Annotated in this window: 18 protein-coding genes and 1 tRNA gene; 9 read left to right on the forward strand and 10 right to left on the reverse strand. The window is 71.3% G+C overall.

Going from position 1 to position 26,100, the window contains the following annotated elements; genetic code table 11:
- Window positions 1-233 precede the first annotated feature (233 nt).
- From ACQB60_RS30065 to ACQB60_RS30105, 9 genes are all read left to right on the forward strand, one after another.
- On the forward strand, window positions 234-2,642 hold the full coding sequence (locus tag ACQB60_RS30065) for a sodium-translocating pyrophosphatase (protein ID WP_496929247.1): 2,409 nt from the start codon (window positions 234-236) through the stop codon (window positions 2,640-2,642).
- Window positions 2,643-2,855: 213 nt separating this feature from the next.
- Window positions 2,856-3,443 carry a small secreted protein gene (locus ACQB60_RS30070; RefSeq protein ID WP_496929248.1) on the forward strand — a complete coding sequence of 196 codons (588 nt, stop codon included), beginning with the start codon at window positions 2,856-2,858 and terminating at the stop codon, window positions 3,441-3,443.
- Between the two features lie 228 nt (window positions 3,444-3,671).
- Window positions 3,672-5,237, forward strand: a complete 1,566-nt coding sequence (locus tag ACQB60_RS30075) for a DUF7059 domain-containing protein (protein ID WP_496929249.1) — start codon at window positions 3,672-3,674, stop codon at window positions 5,235-5,237.
- Window positions 5,238-5,681: 444 nt separating this feature from the next.
- The gene (locus ACQB60_RS30080; protein ID WP_384834968.1) at window positions 5,682-5,879 is read left to right on the forward strand and encodes a hypothetical protein; all 198 of its coding nucleotides are present in this window, start codon (window positions 5,682-5,684) and stop codon (window positions 5,877-5,879) included.
- 214 nt (window positions 5,880-6,093) lie between these two features.
- Entirely contained in the window at window positions 6,094-8,931 is a 2,838-nt protein-coding gene (gene topA / locus ACQB60_RS30085) for a type I DNA topoisomerase (protein ID WP_496929250.1), read from the forward strand.
- 142 nt (window positions 8,932-9,073) lie between these two features.
- A complete protein-coding gene (gene tmk, locus ACQB60_RS30090) occupies window positions 9,074-12,211 on the forward strand; it encodes a dTMP kinase (RefSeq protein WP_496929251.1) in 3,138 nt (1,045 codons plus the stop codon).
- Between the two features lie 111 nt (window positions 12,212-12,322).
- Entirely contained in the window at window positions 12,323-13,528 is a 1,206-nt protein-coding gene (locus ACQB60_RS30095; protein ID WP_496929252.1) for a DNA polymerase III subunit delta', read from the forward strand.
- Between the two features lie 129 nt (window positions 13,529-13,657).
- A complete protein-coding gene (locus tag ACQB60_RS30100) occupies window positions 13,658-15,232 on the forward strand; it encodes an alpha/beta hydrolase (RefSeq protein ID WP_496929253.1) in 1,575 nt (524 codons plus the stop codon).
- 101 nt (window positions 15,233-15,333) lie between these two features.
- Window positions 15,334-15,410 (forward strand) — tRNA-Thr (locus ACQB60_RS30105).
- Between the two features lie 43 nt (window positions 15,411-15,453).
- Here ACQB60_RS30105 and ACQB60_RS30110 read toward each other — a convergent pair.
- The 10 genes from ACQB60_RS30110 to ACQB60_RS30155 all read right to left on the reverse strand — a co-directional run bounded on the left by ACQB60_RS30110 (window position 15,454) and on the right by ACQB60_RS30155 (window position 26,089).
- Window positions 15,454-16,878, reverse strand: a complete 1,425-nt coding sequence (locus ACQB60_RS30110; RefSeq protein WP_496929254.1) for a tyrosine-type recombinase/integrase — start codon at window positions 16,876-16,878, stop codon at window positions 15,454-15,456.
- 61 nt (window positions 16,879-16,939) lie between these two features.
- On the reverse strand, window positions 16,940-17,140 hold the full coding sequence (locus ACQB60_RS30115; protein WP_496929255.1) for a helix-turn-helix domain-containing protein: 201 nt from the start codon (window positions 17,138-17,140) through the stop codon (window positions 16,940-16,942).
- A 144-nt stretch (window positions 17,141-17,284) separates the two neighbouring features.
- Complete coding sequence (locus ACQB60_RS30120) at window positions 17,285-18,541, reverse strand: DUF3631 domain-containing protein (RefSeq protein ID WP_496929256.1); 1,257 nt, start codon at window positions 18,539-18,541, stop codon at window positions 17,285-17,287.
- Between the two features lie 367 nt (window positions 18,542-18,908).
- Window positions 18,909-19,811 carry a bifunctional DNA primase/polymerase gene (locus ACQB60_RS30125; protein WP_496929257.1) on the reverse strand — a complete coding sequence of 301 codons (903 nt, stop codon included), beginning with the start codon at window positions 19,809-19,811 and terminating at the stop codon, window positions 18,909-18,911.
- A gap of 526 nt (window positions 19,812-20,337) precedes the next feature.
- Entirely contained in the window at window positions 20,338-20,796 is a 459-nt protein-coding gene (ssb, locus tag ACQB60_RS30130) for a single-stranded DNA-binding protein (RefSeq protein ID WP_496929258.1), read from the reverse strand.
- A gap of 270 nt (window positions 20,797-21,066) precedes the next feature.
- Window positions 21,067-21,378 carry a hypothetical protein gene (locus ACQB60_RS30135; RefSeq protein ID WP_496929259.1) on the reverse strand — a complete coding sequence of 104 codons (312 nt, stop codon included), beginning with the start codon at window positions 21,376-21,378 and terminating at the stop codon, window positions 21,067-21,069.
- 214 nt (window positions 21,379-21,592) lie between these two features.
- Complete coding sequence (locus ACQB60_RS30140; protein ID WP_496929260.1) at window positions 21,593-23,761, reverse strand: hypothetical protein; 2,169 nt, start codon at window positions 23,759-23,761, stop codon at window positions 21,593-21,595.
- On the reverse strand, window positions 23,761-25,428 hold the full coding sequence (locus ACQB60_RS30145) for a hypothetical protein (protein ID WP_496929261.1): 1,668 nt from the start codon (window positions 25,426-25,428) through the stop codon (window positions 23,761-23,763). Before ACQB60_RS30145 ends, ACQB60_RS30140 begins: the two co-directional genes overlap by 1 nt.
- 85 nt (window positions 25,429-25,513) lie before the next feature.
- Complete coding sequence (locus ACQB60_RS30150) at window positions 25,514-25,747, reverse strand: hypothetical protein (protein ID WP_496929262.1); 234 nt, start codon at window positions 25,745-25,747, stop codon at window positions 25,514-25,516.
- A 27-nt stretch (window positions 25,748-25,774) separates the two neighbouring features.
- Window positions 25,775-26,089: a hypothetical protein gene (locus tag ACQB60_RS30155; protein ID WP_496929263.1), complete on the reverse strand. Its 315-nt coding sequence runs from the start codon at window positions 26,087-26,089 to the stop codon at window positions 25,775-25,777.
- Window positions 26,090-26,100 lie beyond the last annotated feature (11 nt).

Below are 26,100 nucleotides of genomic sequence, written 5' to 3' on the forward strand. Positions count from 1 at the left end.
TGGCCGGGGTCCGGAAAATGCTTTTGGACTTTGCCCGGCGCATTGACCTAGATCGTCGATCTTTCGTCAACGCTTTTGGGGCATTACCGCTTTCGGGGGGTAATCGGTGACGTCGATCATTTGCTGAGTAGCAAGGTCACGCCAATTCCGTTTGTGGCGCACTGTTTTGATCAGGTTCCGCTCCCTACAATCCGTCCACATCTTGAGCTCAGCCCAAGCGTCAAGGAGGACGAATGGCGGGGCTTTCTACCCCTCAACAGTTTGACCACCCCTCAACCTTCGCAGCCGCAGTACTGACCGACGACAACCGCCTCATCGTGATGGTCATCGCGGCCGTCGCGGTGGCGGCGCTCGCCGTCGCCTGGGTGCTCGTACGCCAGGTCCTCGCGGCCGGCGAGGGCACCGACAGCATGAAGAAGATCGCAGCGGCGGTCCAGGAAGGCGCAAAAGCCTATCTGGGGCGGCAGTTGCGCACCCTCGGCGTATTCGCCGTCGTGGTGTTCTTCCTGCTCATGCTGCTGCCCGCGGACGACTGGAATCAGCGCGCCGGACGATCGATCTTCTTCTTGATCGGTGCGGCGTTCTCGGCGACCACCGGCTATATCGGCATGTGGCTCGCCGTGCGCAGCAATGTCCGCGTCGCGGCCGCGGCCCGGGAAGCGACCCCCGCGGAAGGTGAGCCGGAAAAGGATCTCACCGCCGTCTCGCACAAAGCCATGAAGATCGCTTTCCGCACGGGCGGCGTCGTCGGCATGTTCACGGTGGGGCTCGGTCTTCTGGGCGCCTCCTGTGTGGTGCTCGTCTACGCGGCCGATGCGCCGAAGGTGCTCGAAGGCTTCGGCCTCGGGGCCGCGCTGATCGCGATGTTCATGCGTGTCGGCGGCGGCATCTTCACCAAGGCCGCCGACGTCGGCGCCGACCTGGTCGGCAAGGTCGAGCAGGGCATTCCGGAGGACGATCCGCGCAATGCCGCGACCATCGCCGACAACGTGGGCGACAACGTCGGCGACTGCGCCGGTATGGCCGCTGACCTCTTCGAGTCGTACGCGGTGACCCTCGTCGCCGCCCTGATCCTCGGGAAGGCGGCGTTCGGTGACTCCGGGCTCGCGTTCCCGCTGATCGTGCCCGCGATCGGTGTCGTCACGGCGATGATCGGCATCTTCGCGGTGGCGCCGCGCAGGGCCGACCGCTCCGGCATGAGCGCCATCAACCGTGGCTTCTTCATCTCCGCGGTGATCTCGCTCGTGCTCGTGGCCGCGGCGGTCTTCGTCTATCTCCCGTCCACGTACGCCGACTTGGACGGTGTCACGGACGCGGCGATCAAGGCCAAGGACGGCGACCCGCGGATCCTCGCGGTCGTCGCCGTCGCCATCGGCATCGTGATGGCCGCGCTGATCCAGCAGCTCACCGGGTACTTCACCGAGACCAACCGGCGTCCCGTCCAGGACATCGGCAAGACCTCGCTGACCGGTCCTGCCACGGTCGTGCTCGCGGGCATCTCCATCGGGCTCGAATCGGCCGTCTACACCGCGCTGTTGATCGGGCTCGGCGTGTACGGGGCGTTCCTGCTCGGCGGTACGTCGATCATGCTCGCGCTGTTCGCGGTGGCGCTCGCCGGTACCGGCCTGCTCACCACGGTCGGCGTCATCGTCGCCATGGACACCTTCGGGCCGGTCTCCGACAACGCGCAGGGCATCGCCGAGATGTCCGGCGACGTCGAGGGCGCGGGCGCACAGGTGCTCACCGACCTGGACGCCGTCGGCAACACGACGAAGGCCATCACCAAGGGCATCGCCATCGCGACGGCCGTGCTCGCCGCGTCGGCGCTCTTCGGCTCGTACCGGGACGCCATCGCCACCGCCGCCAAGGACGTGGGCGAGAAGCTCGGCGACGGGGCGCCCATGAACCTCGTCATGGACATCTCGCAGCCCAACAACCTGGTCGGCCTGGTCCTCGGCGCCGCGGTCGTGTTCCTCTTCTCGGGGCTCGCGATCAACGCCGTGTCCAGGTCCGCCGGAGCGGTGGTCTACGAGGTGCGGCGGCAGTTCCGCGAGCACCCCGGGATCATGGACTACAGCGAGGAGCCCGAGTACGGGCGCGTCGTCGACATCTGCACCAAGGACGCGCTGCGCGAACTGGCCACCCCCGGCCTGCTCGCCGTGCTCACGCCGATCGCGGTCGGCTTCTCGCTCGGCGTCGGCGCGCTCGGTTCGTTCCTCGCGGGCGCGATCGGCACGGGCACGCTGATGGCGGTGTTCCTCGCCAACTCCGGTGGCGCGTGGGACAACGCGAAGAAGCTCGTCGAGGACGGCCACCACGGCGGCAAGGGCTCCGAGGCCCACGCCGCGACCGTCATCGGCGACACCGTGGGCGACCCGTTCAAGGACACCGCGGGCCCGGCCATCAACCCCCTGCTGAAGGTGATGAACCTGGTGGCGCTGCTCATCGCGCCCGCCGTCATCAAGTTCAGCTACGGGGACAACGCGAGCGTCGGGATGCGGGTGCTGATCGCGGTGCTCTCCATCGCGGTCATCATCGGCGCGGTGTACGTGTCCAAGCGGCGCGGGATCGCCGTGGGTGACGAAAGCGACTCCGACCGGGTCGCCAACAAGTCGTCAGCCGATCCAGCGGTGGTGTCGTGAGCGGGTCCGCATAAGACCCGGCACAGCCCAACAGGCGGGCGGACGGCGCTTTTTGAGGCGCCGTCCGCCCGCCTGCGTTTGCCTCCCGTGAGCCTTCTCTCGCCTCGCGCGCCCCGTCGCTCCTTGGTGCAAATGGCTGCAATAGCGGTTGTACCGGACCCCTGTCGTGCAAAGGTCGCCCAGTTGGCGTGTAAGTTCCGGGGCCGAGAGGCCATGGAAGGGACCAATCCGGTGAACAAGAAGCTCGCGGCCGCACTGTCCGGCGGTGCGGTACTGGTACTGGCGTTGTCGGGATGCAGCAGTGACGACGGCAACAAGAAGCTCGACGACTGGGCCAAGAAGGTCTGCGACCAGGTGCAGCCGCAGTCGAAGAAGATCGCGGACGCCAACGCCGCGATCCAGAAGGAGACCTCGGACAACAGCGCGCCGGCAGACGTCCAGAAGACCGACTCCAAGGCGTTCCAGGACATGTCCGACGCCTACAAGGCGATGGGCACCTCCGTGAAGAACGCGGGTGCTCCGCCGGTCGACGGCGGCCAGAAGAAGATGGACGACGCGGTCAAGGAGCTCAACGACATCTCCAAGTCGTACGGGGACTTGAAGAAGAAGGTCGACGGCCTGGACACCAAGGACCAGGCCGCGTTCGCCGACGGCCTCAAGGGTGTCGCGGGTGAGCTGGACAAGTTGAGCAAGAGCGGGAACGAGGCGCTGGACAAGCTGCAGGACGGGGACGTGGGGAAGGCGATGGGCAAGCAGGAGAGCTGCAAGAGCGCGTCTGCCACGCCGTCTTCCAAGAGCTAGGGCGCTCTTCTACGGGGAGTTGGTCTCCCTCTTGCTTGCTCGCCCCCGTCGCCGGTGTGCTCTTCCCGGCGACGGGGGCGGCGTTGTTTCGGGAGGCGCCCGGCGCCGGGGCTGTGCCCACCCGTTCCGCCGTGCGGAACGCCTGCCCACAGCGGGCGGGCTGCCGGGCGGGGTCACGCCTGCGGCACGACTGGCCGCAGCAGCGGACGGTCTCTCGCAGCGGTCACAATGGGGAGCGTGAGTAACAGCAGCCCCTCCTCTTTCCCCTCGTCCGGCCAGCCCGAGATCGCCGCCCGCCTGCGCGACGCGCTGCTCGCCGTCGACTTCACCGCCGACGGTCTGCTCGAACTGCTCGGTGCCCCCGCCTATGCCGCGCTCGCGCGGAGCGAGACCGTGCCTGCCTTGCGGGCGACTCGGGGGGACGGGGCGCTGGCGGCGGTCGTCCGGCTCTTCCTGCTGCAGCAGGCCGTTCCACGCGCGCGCGTGGAGGGGGTCCTGCCGGTGGGCGAGTGCCTGGAGAGCGGGTGGCTCATCGAGGACGAGCACGAGGGCGAGGACGCGGACGGCGACGGTGACGGTGGCTGCGTACGGGCCGGTGTGGATGTGCGGCCGTACGGCGGGCCCGATGGGGAGGACTGGTTCGTCGTCTCCGACCTGGGGTGTGCCGTCGGGGGCGCCGGGGGGATCGGGAGCCGGGACGAAGGGGTCGTGCTCGGGGTCGGAGGGGCGTCCACGACGCTCGCCGGGATCACCGTGCGCACGCCCGTCGCGAGTGCGCTCGATCTCGGTACCGGTTCCGGTATCCAGGCCCTGCACGCCGCCCGGCACGCGACCCGGGTGACCGCGACCGACCTCAACCCCCGTGCCCTGCACATGACCCGGCTCACTCTCGCCCTGTCGGGCGCGCCCGAGGCCGATCTCCGGGAGGGCTCGCTGTTCGCGCCGGTGGAGGACGGAGAGACGTACGACCTGGTCGTCTCCAATCCGCCCTTCGTGATCTCCCCGGGGGCGCGGCTCACGTACCGCGACGGCGGGATGAGCGGGGACGATCTGTGCCGCTTGCTCGTTCAGGGGGCGGGGGAGCGGTTGAACGACGGGGGGTACGCACAGTTCCTCGCCAACTGGCAGCACGTGGAGGGGGAGGAGTGGCAGGACCGGGTGCGGTCCTGGGTGCCGCGCGGCTGTGACGCGTGGATCGTGCAGCGCGAGGTGCAGGACATCACGCAGTACGCGGAGCTGTGGCTGCGGGACGCGGGCGACCACCGCACGGACCCCGCCGAGTACGCGGCCCGCTATGACGCCTGGCTGGACGAGTTCGAGGCGAGCGGGACGCGGGCCGTCGGCTTCGGGTGGATCACGCTGCGCAGGACCGGCGCGGCCGAGCCGTCCGTGACGGTGGAGGAGTGGCCGCACCCCGTGGAGCAGCCGCTCGGCGAGGTGGTGCGCGGGTTCTTCGAGCGCCAGGACTACCTGCGGAGCCACGACGACGCGGCGCTGCTCGCCGGGCACTTCAAGCTCGCCGACGCCGTCGTGCAGGAGCAGGTCGGGCTGCCCGGCGCCGAGGACCCGGAGCACGTGGTGCTGCGCCAGCACCGCGGGATGCGGCGGGCGACGCAGGTGGACACGGTGGGCGCCGGCTTCGCGGGCGTGTGCGACGGGACGCTGAGCGCGGGCCGGATCATCGACGCGATCGCCCAACTCGTGGGCGAGGACCCGGCGTTGCTGCGGGAGCGCACTCCGGCGCAGATCCGCCTCCTGGTCGAGCAGGGGTTCCTGGAGCCGGTTGAGGGCTGAGTCGCTCGGAGCTTGCCTGCCGGTCGGGGGCTGAGTCGCTCGGAGCTTGCCTGCCGGTCGGGGGCTGAGTCGCTCGGAGCTTGCCTGCTGGTTGAGGGCTGACTCCCTTGGAGTCCGCCCGCCGGTCGAGGGTTGAGCCCCTCGCTGCCCGTCCGCCCGTCCGTCCGCCCCGCCTGCCCGTCCCAGGTCCCTCGGGCCCGGGCGGCGGGGGAATCCGGCCAACATCACGGGTACGCGCATCGCGGGTGGACCCGTACGCGGGAAGCGGCAGGCCGTATACGCCGGTGCACAGACGTGCGCGGGTCCGTGCGCAGAAAAGATACGTGCGCCACAGTCGCCACCGGCGCCTCCCGCCGTTCACCCCGAGTTCGCGCTCCCGCCGTCCCGCCGTGTCAGCCTCCCAGGCCGGGGAACCCGCAGCGGTGTCGGAGGGGGAGTCAGGTCATGGAGAGCGCACCAGCGATCTTCGCCGGAACGGTGTTCGCGCTGTTCGGAGCGGCGCTGCTGCTCTGGACGGGGGTGCGCGTGGCCCATCGCTCGCCGGTCGCGCACGGGGTGAGCCCGGTCGCGTCGGCGACGCTCGCCGCGCTGGCCGGGGCGGGGGCGCTGGTCCTCGGGGCGTGGTGCTTCACGCGGCTCTGACCGGGGCCGCGGGTCCCGGCCGACTCCACGGGTCGCCACTCCGGGCGGCAGGAATGGCGGTAGTCGGGTTACCGTTCGAGTGGCCGTTGCGGGCTTTTCCCGTTTGACACGGGGGCGGGATGTACCGTCACACTCCGCAGCGACAGCGCAACGCATACCGCGTACGCAGCGCCGTACGCCTGCCACCGAGCGTCGACCGGAGAGAAGAGCGAAGTTGTCCCCGACCAGCGAGACCGCACAGGGCGGCCGCCGACTCGTCATCGTCGAGTCGCCTGCCAAGGCGAAGACGATCAAGGGCTACCTCGGCCCCGGATACGTAGTCGAGGCGAGCGTCGGGCACATCCGCGACCTCCCGAACGGCGCCGCCGAGGTGCCGGACAAGTACACCGGCGAGGTGCGCCGCCTCGGTGTCGACGTAGAGAACGACTTCGAGCCCATCTATGTCGTCAACGCCGACAAGAAGGCGCAGGTCAAGAAGCTCAAGGATCTCCTGAAGGACTCGGACGAGCTCTTCCTCGCCACCGATGAGGACCGCGAGGGCGAAGCCATCGCGTGGCACCTCCTCGAGGTCCTGAAGCCCAAGGTCCCGGTCAAGCGCATGGTGTTCCACGAGATCACCAAGGACGCGATCCAGGGCGCCGTCCGCAACCCGCGCGAGCTCAACAAGCGCATGGTCGACGCCCAGGAGACCCGCCGCATCCTCGACCGCCTGTACGGCTACGAGGTCTCGCCGGTGCTGTGGAAGAAGGTCATGCCGCGGCTCTCGGCCGGGCGCGTCCAGTCGGTGGCCACCCGGCTCGTCGTCGAGCGCGAGCGCGAGCGCATCGCCTTCCGCTCCGCCGAGTACTGGGATCTGACGGGCACCTTCGGCACCGGCCGCGCCGGTGACGCCAGCGACCCCTCCCAGCTCGTCGCCCGCCTCACCACGGTCGACGGCAAGCGCATCGCGCAGGGCCGCGACTTCAACTCGGTCGGGCAGCTCAAGTCCGACACCCTGCACCTGGACGAGGCGAACGCCCGCGCGCTCGCCGCCGCCCTGGAGCAGACGCAGTTCTCCGTGCGGTCGGTCGAGTCCAAGCCCTACCGCCGCTCCCCGTACGCGCCCTTCCGCACGACGACGATGCAGCAGGAGGCCTCGCGCAAGCTGGGCTTCGGCGCGAAGGCGACGATGCAGGTGGCGCAGAAGCTGTACGAGAACGGCTTCATCACCTATATGCGTACGGACTCCACGACGCTGTCCGACACGGCGGTCACCGCCGCCCGGGCGCAGGTCACGCAGCTGTACGGCAGCGACTACCTGCCGGACAAGCCGCGCACGTACGCCGGGAAGGTCAAGAACGCCCAGGAGGCGCACGAGGCGATCCGCCCCTCGGGGGACCGTTTCCGCACGCCCGCCGAGACCGGCCTGACCGGCGACCAGTTCCGCCTCTACGAGCTGATCTGGAAGCGGACCGTCGCCTCCCAGATGAAGGACGCGACCGGCAACTCGGTCACGGTCAAGATCGGTGGCCGCGCCGCCGACGGCCGCGACGCCGAGTTCAGCGCGTCCGGCAAGACCATCACCTTCCACGGCTTCCTCAAGGCGTACGTGGAAGGCGCCGACGACCCGAACGCGGAGCTGGACGACCGCGAGCGCAGGCTCCCGCAGGTCAGCGAGGGCGACGCGCTGTCCGCCGACGAGATCTCGGTGGACGGCCACGCGACCAAGCCGCCGGCCCGCTACACCGAGGCGTCGCTGGTCAAGGAGCTGGAAGAGCGCGAGATCGGCCGCCCGTCGACGTACGCGTCGATCATCGGGACGATCCTGGACCGCGGCTATGTCTTCAAGAAGGGCACGGCGCTCGTGCCGTCCTTCCTGTCGTTCGCCGTGGTCAACCTCCTGGAGAAGCACTTCGGGCGGCTCGTCGACTACGACTTCACCGCCAAGATGGAGGACGACCTCGACCGCATCGCGCGCGGTGAGGCGCAGGCCGTGCCGTGGCTGCGGCGCTTCTACTTCGGTGAGGGCGAGGGCACCGGCGGCGCCGCCGACGCGGGCAACGGCGACGGCGACCACCTCGGTGGCCTCAAGGAACTCGTCACCGACCTGGGCGCCATCGACGCCCGCGAGGTGTCGTCGTTCCCGGTCGGCAACGACATCGTGCTGCGCGTCGGGCGCTACGGCCCCTACATCGAGCGCGGCGAGCGCGACTCCGAGAACCACCAGCGCGCGGACGTCCCCGACGACCTGGCGCCGGACGAGCTCACCGTCGAGTACGCGGAGGAGCTGCTCGCCAAGCCCAGCGGCGACTTCGCGCTCGGCACCGACCCGGAGTCGGGCCGCGAGATCATCGCCAAGGACGGCCGCTACGGCCCGTACGTCACCGAGGTGCTCCCCGAGGGCACCCCGAAGACCGGCAAGAACGCGGTGAAGCCGCGCACGGCCTCGCTCTTCAAGTCGATGTCCCTGGACACGGTGACGCTCGCGGACGCCCTGAAGCTGATGTCGCTGCCGCGCGTCGTGGGCGCCGACGCCGAGGGCGTCGAGATCACCGCGCAGAACGGCCGCTACGGCCCGTACCTGAAGAAGGGCACGGACTCGCGGTCGATCGAGACCGAGGACCAGATCTTCTCCATCACGCTCGAAGAGGCCCTGGAGATCTACTCCAAGCCCAAGCAGCGCGGGCGCGCGGCCGCGAAGCCGCCGCTGAAGGAGCTCGGCGAGGACCCGGTCAGCGGCAAGCCCGTCGTGGTGAAGGACGGCCGCTTCGGCGCGTACGTCACCGACGGCGAGACGAACGCGACGCTGCGGGCGGCGGACTCCGTCGAGGACATCACTCCGGAGCGGGGCTACGAGCTGCTCGCGGAGAAGCGGGCGAAGGGGCCCGCCAAGAAGAAGACGGCCAAGAAGGCGCCCGCCAAGAAGACCGCTGCGAAGAAGACCGCCGCCAAGAAGACGACGGCCAAGAAAACAGCGGCAAAGAAGACGACGGCCGCGAAGAAGACGACTACGAAGAAGGCCGCTGCCAAGACGACTGCCGCCGCGAAGACGGCTTCGTCCGACGGCGAGTAGGACGCCGCGCAGGAGGGCGAGCAGGACGCCCCGTACGAGTACGCCTCGTACGTCTCGTACGCCGGAATCGTCGCCACCGAAGGGGTGCCCGTATGTTCGGGCGCCTCTTCGGGGAGGCATCCCCTCCAGATAGGCTGGACGGATGACGCGTGCCGAGCAGCCACCGGTCTCAGACCCGGCCCCCGACGACGCCCTGGTCGCAGATTCCCGAGAGCGTGCCGTCCGCGCCCTGCTGCGGGTGCCGCAGCTCAAGCGGTTGTGGAGCGCACAGCTCGTGGGCGGGGTGGGTGACGCGCTCGGCCTGTTCGTCCTGGTGATCCTGGCCCTCCAATCGGCCATCGCCGAGGGCTCCTTCGGGGGCGGCTACCGAGGCGTGGCCTTCGCGGTCACGGCCGTGTTCGGGGCGCGCGTGCTCGCGACGCTGCTCTTCGGGGCGGTGCTGCTCGGGCCGCTGACCTCCCTGACGTCGCCCGACGGGCCCCTTGACCGGCGCTGGACCATGGTCGGCGCGGACGGGGTCAGGGCGGCGCTGCTGATCGTCGCCCCGCTGTGGATCGACTGGACCCCTGACGACGCGCTCGCCATGCTCCTCGTCACCGCCTTCGTCGTCGGCGTCGCCGAGCGCTTCTGGACGGTCGCCAAGGAGAGCGCGGCTCCCGCGCTGCTGCCCGCGCCACCGCTCGAAGGCGCCACGGTGCGGCCGCTGCCGGACCACATGGAAGCGCTGCGGCGCCTCTCCTTGCGGACGAGTTTCGTGGCGCTGCCCCTCGCGGCCGCCACGCTGATCGCGGTCGCCCTCGTCAACAACCTGCTCGGCTCGGGGCTCGACTGGTTCGAGCTGCACCAGGCGGGGCTCTCCTCCTTTGTCGCGGCCGGTCTTCTCGCCGCCTCCTTGTCGATCGTCTACTTCCTGGAGCTGCCCGACGCGCAGACGCCCCGCGCGCGGAGCCCGCTCGAGGGGCTGCGCCGGCCGCGCACCGGCAGCGGCACCGACAAGGGCCGCACCGGCGCGATCCCGCTGCTCGTCGCGGCCTGCGCCGCCGTCGCCGGAGCCATCGCCGCGGCCGTCGCCGTCGCCGTGCTCGAGGCCAAGGACCTGGAGGGCGGGCCCGTCACGTACGGACTGCTCGTCTTCGGACTGACCGGCGGCACCGTCGTCGGCATCCGCATCGCGCCGAAGGTGCTGCCCTCCCTGTCGCGTCGGCGCCTCCTCTCGCTCGCGATCGCCGTCACCGGTGTGGCGCTGCTCGCCGGGGGCCTGGTGCCCGACCCGACGACCGTGCTGCTGATCCTGACGCTCGCCGGAGTGGCCGCGGGCGTCGCCGCCCACACCGGGCACGCGCTGCTCGACCAGGAGGTCGAGGACTACCGCCGGGTGCGCACGACGGAGCATCTCCAGGCCGTCGTACGGCTGTTCATCGCGCTCGGCGCGCTGGCCGCCCCGGTGCTCGCCGCGCTGATCGGGCCGCACCGGCTGGTCAACGGCAAGTTCGTGTTCGACCACGGGGGCGCCTCCTTCACGCTGATGCTGGTGGGCGCGCTGCTGCTCCCGGTGGCCGCCCTGGTCCTCGCCAAGGCCGACGACCGGCAGGGCGTACCGCTGCGCCAGGACCTCCTCGACGCGCTGCGCGGCGGCGACGACCCGGCGCAGGCGCCCGCCGCCGCGGGCTTCTTCATCGCACTGGAGGGCGGCGACGGAGCGGGCAAGTCGACGCAGGCGGAGGCCCTCGCCGAGTGGATCCGCGCCAAGGGCCACGAGGTCGTGGTGACCCGCGAGCCGGGGGCGACGCCCGTCGGCAAGCGGCTGCGGTCGATCCTCCTGGACGTGTCGAGTGCCGGACTCTCGCACCGCGCGGAGGCCCTGCTGTACGCGGCGGACCGCGCCGAGCACGTGGACACGGTGGTGCGGCCCGCCCTGGAGCGCGGCGCCGTCGTCATCTCCGACCGCTACATCGACTCGTCGGTGGCCTACCAGGGAGCGGGCCGCGACCTGTCCCCGACCGAGGTCGCCCGCATCAACCGGTGGGCCACGGGCGGGCTCGTGCCGCATCTGACGGTGCTGCTCGACGTGGCGCCCGAGGCCGCGCGGGAGCGGTTCACGGAGGCGCCGGACCGGCTGGAGTCGGAGCCCGCCGAGTTCCACGCGCGCGTGCGCTCCGGTTTCCTGACCCTCGCCGCCGCCGACCCCGGCCGCTACCTGGTGGTGGACGCGGCCCAGGAGCCGGAGGCGGTCACCACCGTGGTCCGGCACCGGCTCGACGTCGTCCTGCCCCTCTCCGAAGCCGAGATCAAGGCCAAGGAGGAGGCGCGCAAGGCCGCCGAGGAAGAGGCGCGCCGCAAGGCCGAGGAAGAGGCCGCGCGCAAGGCCGAGGAGGAGCGCCTCGAACGCGAGCGCCAGGAGCAGCTCGCCAAGCTCCGCGCCGAGGAAGAGGAGCGCAAGCAGCGCGAGTTGGAGGAGGCGCAGCGCCGCGAGGCCGAGCGCCAGGCCGAGGAGGCCAGGCAGCGCGCCGAGGAGGCCCGGCGCCGGGCCGAGGAGGAGCAGGCGCGCCTGCTCGCCGAGGAGAAGGTGCGCAAGGCCGAGGAGGAGCGCCGCCGCCGGGAGCAGGAGGAAGAGGCGCGGCTGCGGGCCGAGGCCGAGGAGCGCCGGGTCGAGAAGCAGCGCAAGGCGGAGGAGGCGCTGCTGCGCGCGGAGGAGGCGCGGCGCCTCGCGGAGGCGGCTGCGGCCTCGGCGGCCGCGGCCGCGCAGTCCCGGAGCGCGGCGCCTCTCGACAGGCCGCACCTCGACAAGCCGCGCCCTGAGAAGCCGCACTCCGACACGTCGCACCCCGACAACGAGACGACGGTGCCGACGCCGGTCGTGCAGCCGCCCGCGCCCTCCGGTGCGGCGGACGAGACCACGGTGCTGCCGTCCGTACAGCCCGACGCGGAGCAGACCGAGGTGCTGCCGCAGCCGCCCGCGCCGGGTGCGGCCGACGAGACGGCGGTGCTGCCTCCCGTACGGGACGAGCGCCCTGCCGTACGGGACGAGCCTCCGGTCGACAAGGTGCCGCCGGGGTACTTCCGCGACGAGCGGCCCGCCGCCCCGGCCCGGCCTGCGGGCGACGGGAACGACCGGACGCGCGAGCTGCCCCAGGTAGACGCCGAGGGGACGCCGCGCAGGCGCCCCCGCTCGGACTGGGCCGAGGAGACGCCGCTGGACGATCTCCCGTCGCTGGCGGACGAGTTGCTCGGCTCGCCGGACGAGGACGACGAGAGCGGGCGGCGGGGTCGCCGCCGCTGACCTGGGCACATGAGGTGTGGGGCGGCGTTGTCAGTGCTGTGCCCCACAATGAATCCCGCGGCGCGAACCGGGCGTCGCGGGATCGACGGGGCGAAATGAGGGCGGTGACCCATGACCGTATGGGACGACGTGGTGGGTCAGGAGCGCGTCAGCGCGCAGCTCGACGCCGCCGCCCGTGACGCGGACGCGCTGGTCACGGCGGCGGGGACGGACACCCCGCCGCCCGAGGCGTCCAAGATGACCCACGCCTGGCTGTTCACGGGCCCGCCCGGCTCGGGCCGTTCCACTGCGGCGCGCGCCTTCGCGGCCGCGCTCCAGTGCGTCAGCCCGGACCGCGCGCTCGGCGGCGCCCCCGGCTGCGGCTTCTGCGACGGCTGCCACACCAGCCTCGTCGGCACGCACGCGGACGTGGAAGTCGTCCGCACGGACCTGTTGTCCATCGGCGTCAAGGAGACCCGCGACCTGGTCCGCAGGGCCCAGCTCTCCCCGGCGGGCGGACGCTGGCAGGTCATCGTCCTGGAGGACGCCGACCGCCTCACGGAGGGCGCGGGCAACGTCCTGCTGAAGGCGGTGGAGGAGCCCGCTCCGCGCACGGTCTGGCTCCTGTGCGCCCCCTCCATCGAGGACGTGCTGCCCACGATCCGCTCCCGCTGCCGCCACCTCACGCTGCGCACGCCCCCGGTCGACGCGGTCGCCGACGTCCTGGTGCGCAGGGACGGCATCGAACCGGAGGCCGCGGCCGCCGCCGCGCGCGCGACGCAGGGCCACATCGGCCGCGCCCGCCGCCTCGCGACGGACGAGCGGGCCCGCGCGCGCCGCGCCGCCGTCCTCAAGCTGCCCCAGCGGGTCGAGGAGATCGGCGGCTGTCTGCGGGCCGCCCAGGAGCTCATCGACTCGGCCGGGGAGGACGCGAAGCAGATGGCCGAGGAGCTCGACACCAAGGAGACCGAGGAGCTGAAGGCGGCGCTCGGCGCGGCGCAGGGCGGCCGGATGCCGCGCGGCACGGCGGGTGTGATGAAGGAGCTCGAGGACAAGCAGAAGCGCCGCAGGACCCGCACGCAGCGCGACAGCCTTGACCTCGCGCTCATCGACCTGACCGGCCTGTACCGCGATGTCCTCGCCCTCCAGCTGGGCTCTCACCTGGCCCTCGCCAACACGGAGGTGCAGGACATGCTCCAGCGCATGGCGGTCGGTACGTCGCCCGAGTCCACGCTCCGCCGTATCGAGGCGATCGGCGCGTGCCGCACGGCACTCGACCGCAATGTGGCGCCGCTGCTCGCGGTGGAGGCGATGACGGTGGCGCTGCGGGCGGGCTAGCTCTCGCAGGGCGGGCGAACTCTCGCAGGGGGAGGGCTCTCAACGGCCTGGCCGGACGGGCCGGTTGACGAGGTCACTCGTACGAGCGCTCATGGTGACCGTCCGGTCGCGGACGGTTACGCTCGCTTGATGCGCACCAAAGGCTTCCGCCGTGCCAGGCGGCTCCGCACCGCCCCCGCCACCGCCCTCCTCTCCCTCCCCCTCGCCGCTGGGCTGCTCATCTCCGGCTGCTCGGCGGGGAGTTCGTCGGTGGACGCCTCGATGGCCGCGCTGCCCCGCTCGACCCCGCGCGCGCTGTCGGCGTACTACGAACAGCAGTTGAGCTGGCGCGAGTGCGGCGTCCCCGGCTTCCAGTGCGCCACGATGAAGGCCCCGCTGGACTACGCGGACCCCGGCTCCGGCGACATCAAGCTGGCCGTGGCCCGCAAGAAGGCCACCGGCAAGGGCAAGCCGCTGGGCTCGCTCCTGGTGAACCCCGGCGGCCCGGGCGGCTCGGCGGTCGGCTACCTCCAGTCGTACGCGGCGCTCGGCTACCCCGAAGAGGTCCGCGCCCGCTACGACATGGTCGCCGTGGACCCGCGCGGCGTGGCCCGCAGCGAGCCCGTCACCTGCCTCGACGGCAAGCAGATGGACGCCTACACGCAGACCGACATGACCCCCGACGACCCGCGCGAGACGGCCGAACTGACCAGGGCCTTCAAGGAGTTCGCGGCGGGCTGCGAGAAGCGGTCGAGCAAGATCCTTCCGCATGTGTCGACGGTGGAGACGGCCCGCGACATGGACGTGCTGCGCGCGGCGCTCGGCGACGACAGGCTCACGTATGTGGGCGCCTCCTACGGCACCTTCCTGGGCGCGACGTACGCGGGCCTCTACCCGGACCGGGTGGGCCGCCTCGTCCTGGACGGCGCGATGGACCCGGCCCTGTCCGCCCGCCGCATGAACCGCGACCAGACGGCGGGGTTCGAGACGGCGTTCCGGTCCTTCGCGGCGGACTGCGTGAAGCGCGCGGACTGCCCGCTGGGCGGCGGCAGCGCGACGGACGCGGGCACCCGCCTCAAAGCCTTCTTCAAGGACGTGGACCGCAAGCCGGTCCCCGGCGGCGACGGCCGGGAACTGGGCGAGTCCCTGGCCACCACGGGCGTGATCGCCGCGATGTACGACGAGGCGGCCTGGCCCCAGCTGCGCGACGCCCTCGCGGCCGCGATGCGCGACAAGGACGGCGCGGGCCTGCTCGCCCTCTCCGACAGCTACTACGAGCGCGACGGCGACGGCTCCTACGGGAACCTGATGTACGCCAACGCCGCCGTGAACTGCCTGGACCTGGCCCCCTCCTTCACGTCCCCCGACGAGGTCCGCGCCGCCCTCCCCGACTTCGAGAAGGCGTCCCCCGTCTTCGGTGAGGGCCTGGCCTGGGCGTCCCTGAACTGCGCGTACTGGAAGGTGAAGCCCACCGGCGAGGCCCACCGCATCACGGCGGAGGGAGCGGCCCCCATCACGGTGGTCGGCACCACCCGCGACCCCGCCACCCCCTACCGCTGGGCCCGCTCCCTCGCCGCCCAGCTCTCCTCCGGCAAGCTCCTCACGTACGAGGGCGACGGCCACACCGCGTACGGGCGCGGCAGCGAGTGCGTGGACTCGACGATCAACAGGTACCTGCTGAAGGGCACGCCACCCGCGGACGGAAAGCGCTGCTCGCAGGGGTGAGGACGGCCTGTCGGCCGAGCGGGACGGGGGTGTGCGGAGCACCCCCGGAAACTGTGTAGACTTGGCGACGTTGCTGATCGCACCATAGGTGCGGACGGCGTGCCGCCTTAGCTCAGATGGCCAGAGCAACGCACTCGTAATGCGTAGGTCTCGGGTTCGAATCCCGAAGGCGGCTCCACTGGAACCCCAGCTCAGATCGCCCTGAGCTGGGGTTTCGTCGTTCAGCGGATGCGGCGTCGGCGGCGGGAGCGGGCGGCGCGGGTGTCGGGGGTCTCAGTTGTGGTCTCAGTGGGGCCGGACTCCTGCGGGTTGCCTCCCATGCGAGGCAAGATCACAGACATGGGCGGCATGAAGGTCTCTCCCATGCGGCGCATGGCGTCCTTCGAGAGGTGGGAGCGTCCCTTCACATAGCGGCGGGTCTGGCTGATCTGGGTGTGCCGCAGGATCTCCATGATCGTGGGCATGTCGACCCCGAGCTCATTGAGGATCGTGCCCGCTGTGTGACGGCTGCCGTCGTAGAGACGACGGTCGTCGATCCCGGCTTCGGCGAGCAGTTCCTTGAACTCCTCCCAGTCGTCCCGGGGGTCCAGGGGGCGGCCGTCCGGTCGTGAGAACAGGACTTCGTGTTCCTGCCACAGCTCTTCGGCTGCGGTTCGCATCTCCTCCTGTGCTGTGCGATGGCTGAGCAGGTAGGGGATGAAGGCGGACGGGATCGGCACCGGATTGGTGCTCTTCTTCGTCTTAGGGCGGGTGAAGACGAGACCGCCGCCCTTGCGCTCAGGGCAGGCACTGGCGTGCTTCGCGCACGTCTTGGTGCACGGCTTCGGGCAGCCGCGCTTGTAGTTCTTGTGCCGGGTGCAGTTCGGAGGGCAGGGATCGAAGCGGTGGAGGCGCTCGCCGCAGGCGTGCGGGTCGTCGCAGCCGTGCCGCCATTTGAGGCGCTGCAACTGCCACTGGGGGTGGAACAGCTCCGCTTCCAGGTCGACGTAGGGCCAGCGCAGCCCGAGCGTCTCGCCCTGCCGGAACCCCATGCCGACGCCGACGATCCACCGCATGAAGGTGGGCCGCTTCGCGGCGGCTTCGAGGAACGCCTTGGCCTCCTCCTTGGTGAAGGGGTTGGCCTCGGTCTCGTCGATGCTCGGCGGGTCCACGAGGGTGGCGACGTTCTCGCTGATGAGGCGGCGGCGGTGGGCAATCTTCAGGGCGCGGGACAGGATGCGGTGCACCTTCACCACGTGCGAGGGGGCATGCCCGGCATCGAGCATCGCCCGGTACATCCGCTCCAGGTGCTCGGGCTGCAGCTTGTCGATGCGGTGCTGACCGATGCCCGGGATGATGTCGTTGCGGGTCTTGGACCAGTAGTCGTCCAGGGAGCGGGGCTTGAGCTTCAGGCTCGCGATGTCGGTGAGGTAGGTCTCCATCCATTTGGCGATGGTCGGCTTGCGACCCACCTTGGTGGCTCGGCCCTCGTCGCGCTGGCGCTCCAACTCCTTGACCTTGCGCTTGATTTCGGGCTCGGTCTTGGCGCGGCGGTGGCGACGGTCGGGGCTGCCGTCGTCCTTCACACCCATGGTGACGCGGCCGTGCCACCAGCCGTCGCTGCCCTCGTAGATGGACGATTCCATATTGGGCTTGCGGGGGCTCATGCGCTCCTCCGTAAGGGAGGTGGCCCCGAACTTGGTTCGGGGCCACCTCAGTTGGGATGGGTCAGCTGGCCTGGGGGATGAGGCTCGACACGTACGTTTCGAGGTCCGTGCGGCGGATGCGGCGGCAGCGGCCCAGCTTGATGTAGTTCACGACTCCGGCGGCCATGAGTTCGTAGAGGGTCGAGCGGCCGATGGCGAGAGCTTCGGCGGCTTCCTCCGGCGTGTAGAGGAGTCGATCGACGGGTGTGGCGGCGGTGCTCATCCGGGGTGTCTCCTCACGGGCGTGGGACGGGGGCTCTTGGCCCCCGTCCTGTGGGTGCCGCTACTGCCGCTACCTCCGCTACCGCCCTGGTCAGGGGCCTGTTTTCGGTAGCGGGTCGGGTAGCGGTAGCGGATAGGGCGTGGTCTAGCGGCCGATGCGTGGTGATCGGGCGGTAGCGGGTTGGGGGAGCGCGGTAGCGGCCGGAATCGTGCTTCCCGCTACTGGATTCAGGGCCCTGACCTGCGAGGTAGCGGCGGTAGCGGCAGTAGCGGACTTTGCGGGGGGTGGGGGGCAGTAGCGCCGCCAGGCGTCGCTGAGATCGGCGGCGTAGTAGCCCTTGAGGACCCCCGTCCCGGACTTGATGTTGCGGGGTTTGATGGGGGTGAGGTCCTCGGTCGTGTACTCGCCGAGCATCTTCGCCAGGGTCCGTGAGGTGAGGGGCTTGCCGTCCAGGTCGCCCCAGGGGGCCTCGTCCAGGGCGCAGAGGCGTTCGAGGATGGCGACGGTGGGCAGGCGGTCGATGCCGTTGAGGACGTGGTCTCGCAGGTCGGTCAGCAGCCGGACGCCGAGCGATCCCTTGTCGTCGAGCTGGCCTGCGGCGACCAGTTCGACGCAGGCCGCTCGGGCGCGCTCGGGCCAGTGGCCACCGGCCGCGTCGGCGACCGCCAGGAGCGGCTCCCACACATCGGCGGGCCGGTCGGAGACATCCTGGGGCATCTCCGGCCATGCCTCGGCGACCTGGTCGTGCACGGTGGCGGTCCAGTCGGCGAGCCGGTCGCGCAGGGCGTGGCCCTGCTTCTCGTGGACGCGCCGGCGGTAGGGCTCGGCCTTCTCGTTGGGGGCCTTCTTACGCATGCGGATGATGACGGAGCGGGTCAGGATCGTGTCGGGCAGGGAGCCGAGCCCGGCCATGGCGACCGCGCAGAACGAGGAGAACCACTCGGTGCTCTGGTTGGAGCCATCGCCTACGCAACGGAGCGACTTGGCGCCGCGCCGGTAGCCGGAGTTGAGGAACCCACGGACCTCTTCGTTGCCGCCTGCCTTGGGGCCGAAGACGGTGTCGATCTCGTCGAACAGGAGGGTGGGGGTGCCCCCGTCGGCCTCCACGAGGCGGAACAGGGCGTTGGCGGAGGCATTGACCGTGGTCGCCGCGCGTGGGGTGAGGGTTTCCACGATCTCCAGCGCGCGGGACTTGCCCGAGCCGGGTTCCGGGGAGAGGAAAGCGAGGCGGGCGGTGCCGTCGAAGGCGTCGATGAGGTGGGCGTGCGCGTCCCACAAAGCGACGGCGACGTAGGCAGCCTCGGTGGGGAAGACGTTGAAGCGGCGGTGGAACGCTTCGACCTCGTCGAGCAGGGCCGCGCCGTCGATGGTCGGCGTGGGTGAGGTGTTGGTGCTGGTCATGCGGCGTTCCTCCCTTCTGGGGTGGTGCGGAGTGGGCAGAGGGCGCGGTGGACGCTGTGGTCAGCAATCAGGGCGAGCACCTTGGCGCGGCCCACGGCGCTGCGGTCACGGCCGCACAGGCACCGCGAGGTAGCCGTGGGGACGGCATCGCGCGGCGCGCTGATGTGCAGCCAGGCCACGGGAAAACGGCCGTCGCCACGGGGCGGGGCGCTCGGGGCCTGGTCGGTGGGAAGAGCTGAAAGGACGGCCTGACGGCCGTCGCCCTTCGTGCCACGGCCCTCGTCGGGGCCGGCCGCAGACGGGCGTGTACGGCCCGGATGAACGAGCGTGAGGGGCTTTTCAGGGCGGCGGTTCGGGAGTTGGTGGCTCATGCCGTCTGCCGGGGCCGGGCGTTGCGAATGGACCAGTTCAGGGCGGAGCGCAGGGTGGAGCGGCACTCGTACGCCTTGAGTCCGGCCGCCTCCCCCGCCCACTGAAAAGCCTCTTCGACCTCGTGGCGGGAGATGTCGCCCCAGGCCACGAAGCGCCCCATGGCGCGGGCGGAGGTGAACAGCGTCGACTCCCTGGTGCCCTCGGGTGCGGCGGCGATGGCGGCCCGTTCGCGGTCCAGCACCACGCGCGCGAGGCGGGTGGCGTTACGGGGCGGCGCGATGGCGGGCGAGGTGCTGCCCTCGGGCGCGTCCCAGAGCGGGCCGAAGAGCCATCCGGGCAGTTCCGCGAGGGGCACGTCGGCCGTGACTTCGTAGGCGACGCCGTCGACGATGCTGCCTGGGGCGACGACGTAGCCGCCCCAGGCGCGGGTGTCGACCAGGTCAGCGAGGCGGCGGGCGGTGTTGCCTAGGCGGGTGTGGGGCGGGGCGGTGAAGTACAGATGCTGGCCGCCGCTGGGGGTCCGCACCGTGTAGGTGGTGGGGTAGGGCTGCCCGGCGCGCTCGCAGAGCGCCAAGAGGTTTTCCGCGCCGCAAGGCGCGTCCGCACTGCCCTTGCCCTTCGGCACGTCCAGGTCGACGACGACCAGGTTGGCGGGGCCGGTGGCGATGCCGACGTTGAACGGGCTTGTGGCCCAGGCGCGTTGGATGCGCTCGGGGTTGGTGGTGGCGCGCTGCTCCCACTTGCGGTGGCCGGCGGTGCACTCGCCGGTGCCGGTGCAGGTGCGCTCGCCGTGCAGGGCCGGGCTCTTGGCTCCGGGCCGCAGCGGGTGGACGGGCCAGCCGCGGGCGGCAGCCTGAAGCGCTGCGGACAGCAGCGCGGAGGCGTCGGAGTGTGGCATTTTGGAGGTCTCCTGTTCCGTGAAAGGGATGGGGAGGGCCGGGGCGGACGCGGTTCTTTGGCGAGAGAGCGTCCGCCTCGGGCGTGGTGGGATGTGTGCGGGCAGGGCAGACCACGGCGACCGGCAGCCGGGGCGGCGGGCCGTCGCGATCCACGTACAAGAGTCCGGAGGATCCCCGATTTCGGTAGGCCGGGATCCGCTGCTACGCTCCGCCTCTTTGCCCGGACCCGAGGGCTCATCTGCGGGGGCGGCTCGGGCGTCTGCTCGGTGCGTTGAGCAGGACCGATTCGATGGCGCGGCGAGCAAGTTATCCGCGAAGCTACTCTTCGCGGGCCCCGCCAGGGCGGAGCAAGCTGGGCGGGAAGCTACGCTTCCCGCGAGCCCGGCCGGAGGCCGAGCAAGCCATCCCGTTCGCATTGCTTCCGGGAGTCCTGACTGGTCCTCCCCGAGGGCGGGGAGGACCGTAGGCGGGGAGGGCCGGGGAAGCCGTGGTCCTTTGGCGAGAGACCGACCGCCCCGGGCAGAGCTAGAACGGCGGCTCGGCGTCGGCCTTCGCGCCGGTGGACGCGGCGCTGTCCGTACTCCAGGCGTCCGAGCCGGGTGCGGGGGTGGATGCCTGCGGGGCGCGTTCGGGGCGGGCCACGACGAAGCGCAGCGAGGGCCCGATTTCATCGATCTCCAGGGCGAGCATGGAGCGGTTGTCGCCCTCCGGGGTCTGCCAGTTGTGCTGGCGGATACGGCCGAAGGCGACCACGCGCGAGCCCTTCGTCAACGACTCCGCGACGTGCTCGGCGAGCTGGCGCCAGGCCGCGCACTTGAAGAACGTGGAGGTGCCGTCCTTCCACTGGTTGGTGGTCTTGTCGAAGGTGCGCGGGGTGGAGGCGATGGTGAACTTGGCGAGTGCGGTGCCGTTCTCGGTGAACTTCACCTCGGGGTCGGAGGTCAGGTTGCCGACGACAGTGATCGGGGTTTCTCCGAAGGACACGGTTTCTCCCGGTGGGTGTGGTGGGGCCAAAAAGCAGGGCTGATGCGCGGGACGGACTCGCCGTCGTGCACGAGTCATGGTGTGGAGAATCGGGGATTTGACCCGGCCGCAACGTCGCCGTACGGTTCGCCGCTGTCCATGCCTGGCGGAGGCGGGACCGGCGCGAGGCCGAGCAAGCTATACCTTCCGAAACTCCTTGCCACCGTGGGTGGCTGCGGGATTCGGAAGGGGCCTCCCCGAGGGCGGGGCGGCGGTGGCCCGCCGGGCGGGTCAGCCGCTCTTGCGGCCGGCGAGTTTGAGGGTGATGCCGCCGACGCCGATGGGTCCGGCGGCGCCGCTGATGGCGACGGCGGTGTGCACGGCGAAGTCGAGCAGAGTCAGCAGCGCGGCCACCGTCGCGAAGATGCCAAGCGCCCCGGCCGTGGCGAAGGCGATGGGGAAGAGGTAGCTGCCCAGAGGGCGGCCCTCGTGGTTGCTGGTCTGGACGACGATGACGACGGGCTGCCCGGTGGCCTCGGCTCGGCGGTAGGCGTCGGCGGGGATGTGCGGGGCGATGATTCCGGGCGGTGCGCGGTGGGGCATGTGGTGCTCCCTTCCGGCAGTCCAAGGGCACCGCGAGGCGCCCGCACGACGGGTTTGTGCGGGCGCCTGGTGGTGACGGTGTGTGGTTGTACTGGCTAGTGACTACTGGCAAGCGAGGAAAGCCTGTTGAGGGGCGTGGCTTGTCAGTAGCGGGGTTCTACTGGCTAGTGGCAAGTTGGCAGTGGCCACTAGCCAGTAGCTGTGCGTGACCGTTTCAGGCGTGGTCGGGGTGGACGTAGACGGAGTGCGGGCCGTTGTCGCGGTAGACCAACTCCCCGCGTTCGGCAGCGGCCTTGAGCGCGTCGCGCACGGCCTGCCGACTGCGGCCCACGAGGTCGGCCACGGCGGAGGGCTTCATGCCCATCGTCCCGGCGGACTCGATCGCGTCGATCGCTTCGGCCAGCCACTCCGGCCCCTGCGCCTCTGGCTCGCGGGCCGGGGGCTCGGTGTCGTCCTTGCGGAAGGCGGACAGGTTCAGCCCCGGCCGCTGAGGGCGCTCCTCACGCGGCCGGCGGGCGGGTCGGGGTTCCTCGGTGGTACCGAAGTGCTCGTCGATCTGTTCCAGGAACCGTGCGGCGAGTTCGTCCTCCGCGCTGCGCCCGCTCTCGTCGGGCCCGGGGTCGCGCAGGGCGGTCAGGTTCAGCCCGCGCCGCTCCTCCTGCCCGCCGTCGGCCGTATTGACCGGTCCGAGGGCGGCAGGGGTGGCGCCGTCGCGCATCCACGCGATGCGGTCCGCGTCCCAGCGTCGTGCGTACGCGTCCCCGGCGGCCTTGGCGGAGACGGCATCCAGGCGGGGATGCCGGTCGCTGGTGGCGGCGACGATCTCGCGGATCTGGTGGGGCAGGATCCGCCACGCCTTGAACAGGCCGACCGGCGACTCCGGGGTGCCCATGAACCCGGCACCCTTGTACGGGGCCTGCTCCGGGCGCAGGCCCCGTGAGCCGGGGAACATCTTGGAGAGGTCCATGCCCTCGGTCTCGCCGCCGGTCAGGGCGACGCGGACCTTGGCCTCACGGCGGATCATCAGGTTCCCCAGCACGCTGCCGGTGGCGCCGAGGGCGGTGAGGACGGTGCGTACGCCCATGGCGCGGGCGATCCGGATGACTTCGAGGATCTTCTCTCCGAGCTTGCGCACGGACCGGTCGTTGCTGGTGAGGATCTCGGCGCCCTCGTCGATGACGAGCTCGATCTGGGGAATCGACGGGCTGATGGGGAGCAGGTCGGTGTTCTCGCGGGCGAGGAGGTCTTGGTAGGCGACCTTGCGGTAGCGGGCCACCGCGAGCGCGGTGTCCAGCATGAGGAGGGCCTCCTCGTGGGTGGAGGCGAGCCAGTCGATGCCCGGCCGCATCGGCCGCCCCGATCCGGTGGAGTCGAGTGCGGGCAGGACCCAGGGCAGGCCCGCGGATCCGGCGTTGAGGTCGATGACCCAGGTGAGCACGTCGGTGGCGCGGGCGAACCCGGCCAGGATGACGTGCACCATGTTCGTCTTCCCGGAGCCGGTGGGCCCGACCACCAGGGCGCACTGTTCGCGCAGGTGGGTCAGGATCTCGTCGGCGTTGGAGCGGTAGCCCCAGGGGATGCCGGTCAGCACGGAGAGCGGTCCGTAGCCGGTGGGGTAGGCCGTTGCCGTCTCCAGCACGTTGGCGGTGCCGACGTCGATGATGCAGCGGCCCTGGTGGACGCCGGGCCCGGCGGTGACGGTGCAGCCGTGCGGCAGCCGGGCATCCGCCGACAGCGCCGCCGACTTCTTGGCGATGGCGTCGTAGATGGCACCGCCGGGCAGCTCGGCGTCGAGGCTGAACCCGGTCCCGGCCGCCCACTTCTCGACAGCGAGGATGCGTACCCGGATGCCGCAGACCCGCTCGATACGCTCGGCCCACTCCTCGGCGATCGACCGCCGCTCGGCGGACAACTCGGCGGTGATCTGCCGCTGTTCGGCGGCGATGGCCTCCTCCTCACGGGCCTCCTCATGCAGGTTGGTGGAGCGGGTGGAGGCGCCCATGCCGACGCCGATCGCGGCCAGCGAGCCAAGGGCCTGCCAGGTGAGGGGGCCGTGGGTCATGGCCCAGGTGGTCCAGCCTCCGCCGATGAGCCAGGAGGCGGCGCGGGCGGCGATGGTGCGCCCTGCGTTGCGCAGGCGGAGTCCGGCGGCGGCGTGGCCGAGGGCTCCGGCGCCTCCCACGGCGAGGGCCCAGCCGGGCGGCATGCCGGTGGCGGCTCCGCAGGTGGCCACGGCGAAGGCGCCGGTGGTGGCGGACAGGGCGCCGGTCACGGGTCCGTGACCGGCTGCCCAGTCCCACACCGGGCCCGTGCCGAGCTCCACCGCAGACTCTGTCTTCTTGCTGTTCTTGCTGGTCACTTGGGGCTCGGTGTGTGTCGACATCAGTTGACGTTCCAGCCCTTCTCGGCCTCGGTGCCGTTGCGGGGGTCTTCGTGGCGGGCGATGTCGTGCTCGTGGATCTCGCGGAAGCGCGGGCCGAGATCCACGGCGGCGTCCACGGCGGTCAGGAGGGTCTTGTAGATGTCGTCGAAGCCGTCGGCCACCTCCTTCTCGAAGGCGAACTCCTGGTCCGAGCGCTCGGCCAGGATCAGGAAGGTCTTGGCGACGCACTCCAGCGCGGCGGGAAGGTTGTCGATCATGTCGACGACCTCCATGTTGCCGTCCGGGCTGTAGTTGGCCGCGGCGTTCTGCATCTCGGATGCGGCCTCTTCGAACTTGAATCCAGACACGTTCTCGACCTCCGAAACAGTCGGGTAGCTGTGCGGAACCAGGTGGGCGGGACGCTCGACGCGGTCCCCGATCTCGGACTGACCGGCGGCGTCGGCGTCGGCTTCCTCGGCGGCGCGGGTGGCGCGGATCTGCCAGTCCCGCATGGCCCGCTTGGCGTGGGCCTTGGCCATCAGGCGCCGGTACAGGCGCCGTCCGGGGTGGATGAGCCAGGGGATGCCGAGCTTGCGGCCGAGGGGGCTGGTCAGGCAGCCCACCAGCCCCAGCGCGCCTCCCAGGACCCCGGCGAGCAGGCGCTTGCCGAACAGGCGGGCTGCCGAGCGCCACAGGGCCCACCGGGCCTTCCTGCGGGCGGGCGCCTTACGCACCGCATCCCGCTTGGCGGCCAGTGCGGCGTCGGTCTTGCGGTCCTGGCGGGCACGGGCCTTCTCCAGCAGCGCACGCGCCCCGGAGGCGGCTTTGCGCCCGCCCCAGGCCGCGGCCCGGCCGAGCGGGCCGCGGCCGCCGTTGGCGTCGCGTTTGGCCTGCTTGGCAGCGGCCTTCGCATCCCGGCGGGCGTCAGCGACGGCGCGGCGGTCTTCCTTGGCCTGCTGGCGGGCGGCCGAACGGGTCGGCGTCTGCTGCTTGTTGGCCGCCCGCAACGCGCGGGCCTGCGCCAGCTTCCCCGCCCCCGCACGACCAGCACCAGAACGCCCCGCGCCGCCCGGACCGGAACGCCCACCCAGCGACTTGCGGGCGCCGCCCCGGCCGGACGGAGCCCGGTGCTGACCGGCACCGCGCCCGCCACCCGAAGGCGTGCGGGAGGTGGTTCCTCGGCTCGAAGTCGTGGGCCGTGTGCGGGGGCTGGTCGCGCGGCTTCCCCCGGCTGTGTTCCTGCCGGTGGTTGTGCCGGTGGCCGCTCGCGTGCCGCGCCCCTGGCCCGGCAGCGGGCGGCCCGGCCGTACGGTGTCGGCGCGGGCAGGCTTCTTGGCCTCGGGTTTGGTGGTGTCGCGGCCGGTTGTGGTGCGCAGGTCGGCGTCACGGTCTTCGGCGGCCAGGCGGCGGGCGCGGACCACGGCGGCGACCGTGCCGACCACCGCCAGGCCCCCGGCGGCAGCGGCGGCACCCAGCGGGCCACCGACCAGACCGCCCGCGCCCACCAGCCCGGCGGTCGTGTTCGCTCCGGACAGGGCCAGTGGCATCACCGGATAGCCACCCGGCGCATGCGCCAACTCCCCCGTCGGCTCCGGTTCGGGGGCGGGGTCGCTGGTGGGCGGTGGGTCGGGGGGCGGGTCCGGTGTGGCCGTGGGGGCCGCTACCGGTTCGGTGCTGAGGTCGGTCATGCTGAGCACACTCCTTTGGGAGAAAGGCCCCGGCCGGATCTGTGGAAGGTGAGGGCCGGGCCCGACTGGTGCCGAACAGGGCAGGTCACAGCTGCTGACGTTCGAGGGCGAAGAACACGACGGTGAACCCGCCGTAGCCGAACTCGCGCGCCGCGTACGCCCGGATCTCCTTGTAGAGCCGGGAGCGGGTCGTTCGGCTGGGGTCGACGTGGATGACGTCGGAGATCGTGGCGTGGCCCGCGCTGCCCAGTTGGGCGGTGAGGATGTAGTGGAAGCTGACCAGCTCAGAGGCCGTGTCGGCTTCGGGAGCCGTGGTCACTGCGTGCTCCTCGCGGAGGTCGGCCGGTCAGAGGGTGAGGTGGTTGGGGTGCGCGGCGGCGATCTCCTGCCAGCGGCGGCTCTCCGCCGGGTCCGCGTTCTGCACGCGGACCTCGAAGGTGCAGCCCTTGACCGTGCAGCGGTGCACCGTGCTGGCCAGCGCCCTGCTCACGTCCATCAGGAGCCACAGGGCGGAGGAGAGGACCGCGAGCACGCACGGGGTGATCAGGCCGACCGGCACACCGTAGGAGCGGAGGCGTACGCCGATGGAGACAGCCACCGCACCCGCAGTGGCGATGATGAGGAGTCCGGCGACACGGCGCCGGATCGGATTCTGTGCCATGGAACACTCCG

The organism is Streptomyces odontotermitis (assembly GCF_050510915.1).
GTDB lineage: Bacteria > Actinomycetota > Actinomycetes > Streptomycetales > Streptomycetaceae > Streptomyces.

Bases quoted from the DNA above. Each gene is read 5' to 3' on its own strand.
- ACQB60_RS30065 (WP_496929247.1), top strand. From the start codon at position 234: ATGGCGGGGCTTTCTACCCCTCAACAGTTTGACCACCCCTCAACCTTC.
- ACQB60_RS30070 (WP_496929248.1), top strand. From the start codon at position 2,856: ATGGAAGGGACCAATCCGGTGAACAAGAAGCTCGCGGCCGCACTGTCC.
- ACQB60_RS30075 (WP_496929249.1), top strand. From the start codon at position 3,672: ATGGGGAGCGTGAGTAACAGCAGCCCCTCCTCTTTCCCCTCGTCCGGC.
- ACQB60_RS30080 (WP_384834968.1), top strand. From the start codon at position 5,682: ATGGAGAGCGCACCAGCGATCTTCGCCGGAACGGTGTTCGCGCTGTTC.
- tmk (WP_496929251.1), top strand. From the start codon at position 9,074: ATGACGCGTGCCGAGCAGCCACCGGTCTCAGACCCGGCCCCCGACGAC.
- ACQB60_RS30095 (WP_496929252.1), top strand. From the start codon at position 12,323: ATGACCGTATGGGACGACGTGGTGGGTCAGGAGCGCGTCAGCGCGCAG.
- ACQB60_RS30100 (WP_496929253.1), top strand. From the start codon at position 13,658: ATGCGCACCAAAGGCTTCCGCCGTGCCAGGCGGCTCCGCACCGCCCCC.
- ACQB60_RS30110 (WP_496929254.1), bottom strand. From the start codon at position 16,878: ATGAGCCCCCGCAAGCCCAATATGGAATCGTCCATCTACGAGGGCAGC.
- ACQB60_RS30115 (WP_496929255.1), bottom strand. From the start codon at position 17,140: ATGAGCACCGCCGCCACACCCGTCGATCGACTCCTCTACACGCCGGAG.
- ACQB60_RS30120 (WP_496929256.1), bottom strand. From the start codon at position 18,541: ATGACCAGCACCAACACCTCACCCACGCCGACCATCGACGGCGCGGCC.
- ACQB60_RS30125 (WP_496929257.1), bottom strand. From the start codon at position 19,811: ATGCCACACTCCGACGCCTCCGCGCTGCTGTCCGCAGCGCTTCAGGCT.
- ACQB60_RS30135 (WP_496929259.1), bottom strand. From the start codon at position 21,378: ATGCCCCACCGCGCACCGCCCGGAATCATCGCCCCGCACATCCCCGCC.
- ACQB60_RS30140 (WP_496929260.1), bottom strand. From the start codon at position 23,761: ATGTCGACACACACCGAGCCCCAAGTGACCAGCAAGAACAGCAAGAAG.
- ACQB60_RS30145 (WP_496929261.1), bottom strand. From the start codon at position 25,428: ATGACCGACCTCAGCACCGAACCGGTAGCGGCCCCCACGGCCACACCG.
- ACQB60_RS30155 (WP_496929263.1), bottom strand. From the start codon at position 26,089: ATGGCACAGAATCCGATCCGGCGCCGTGTCGCCGGACTCCTCATCATC.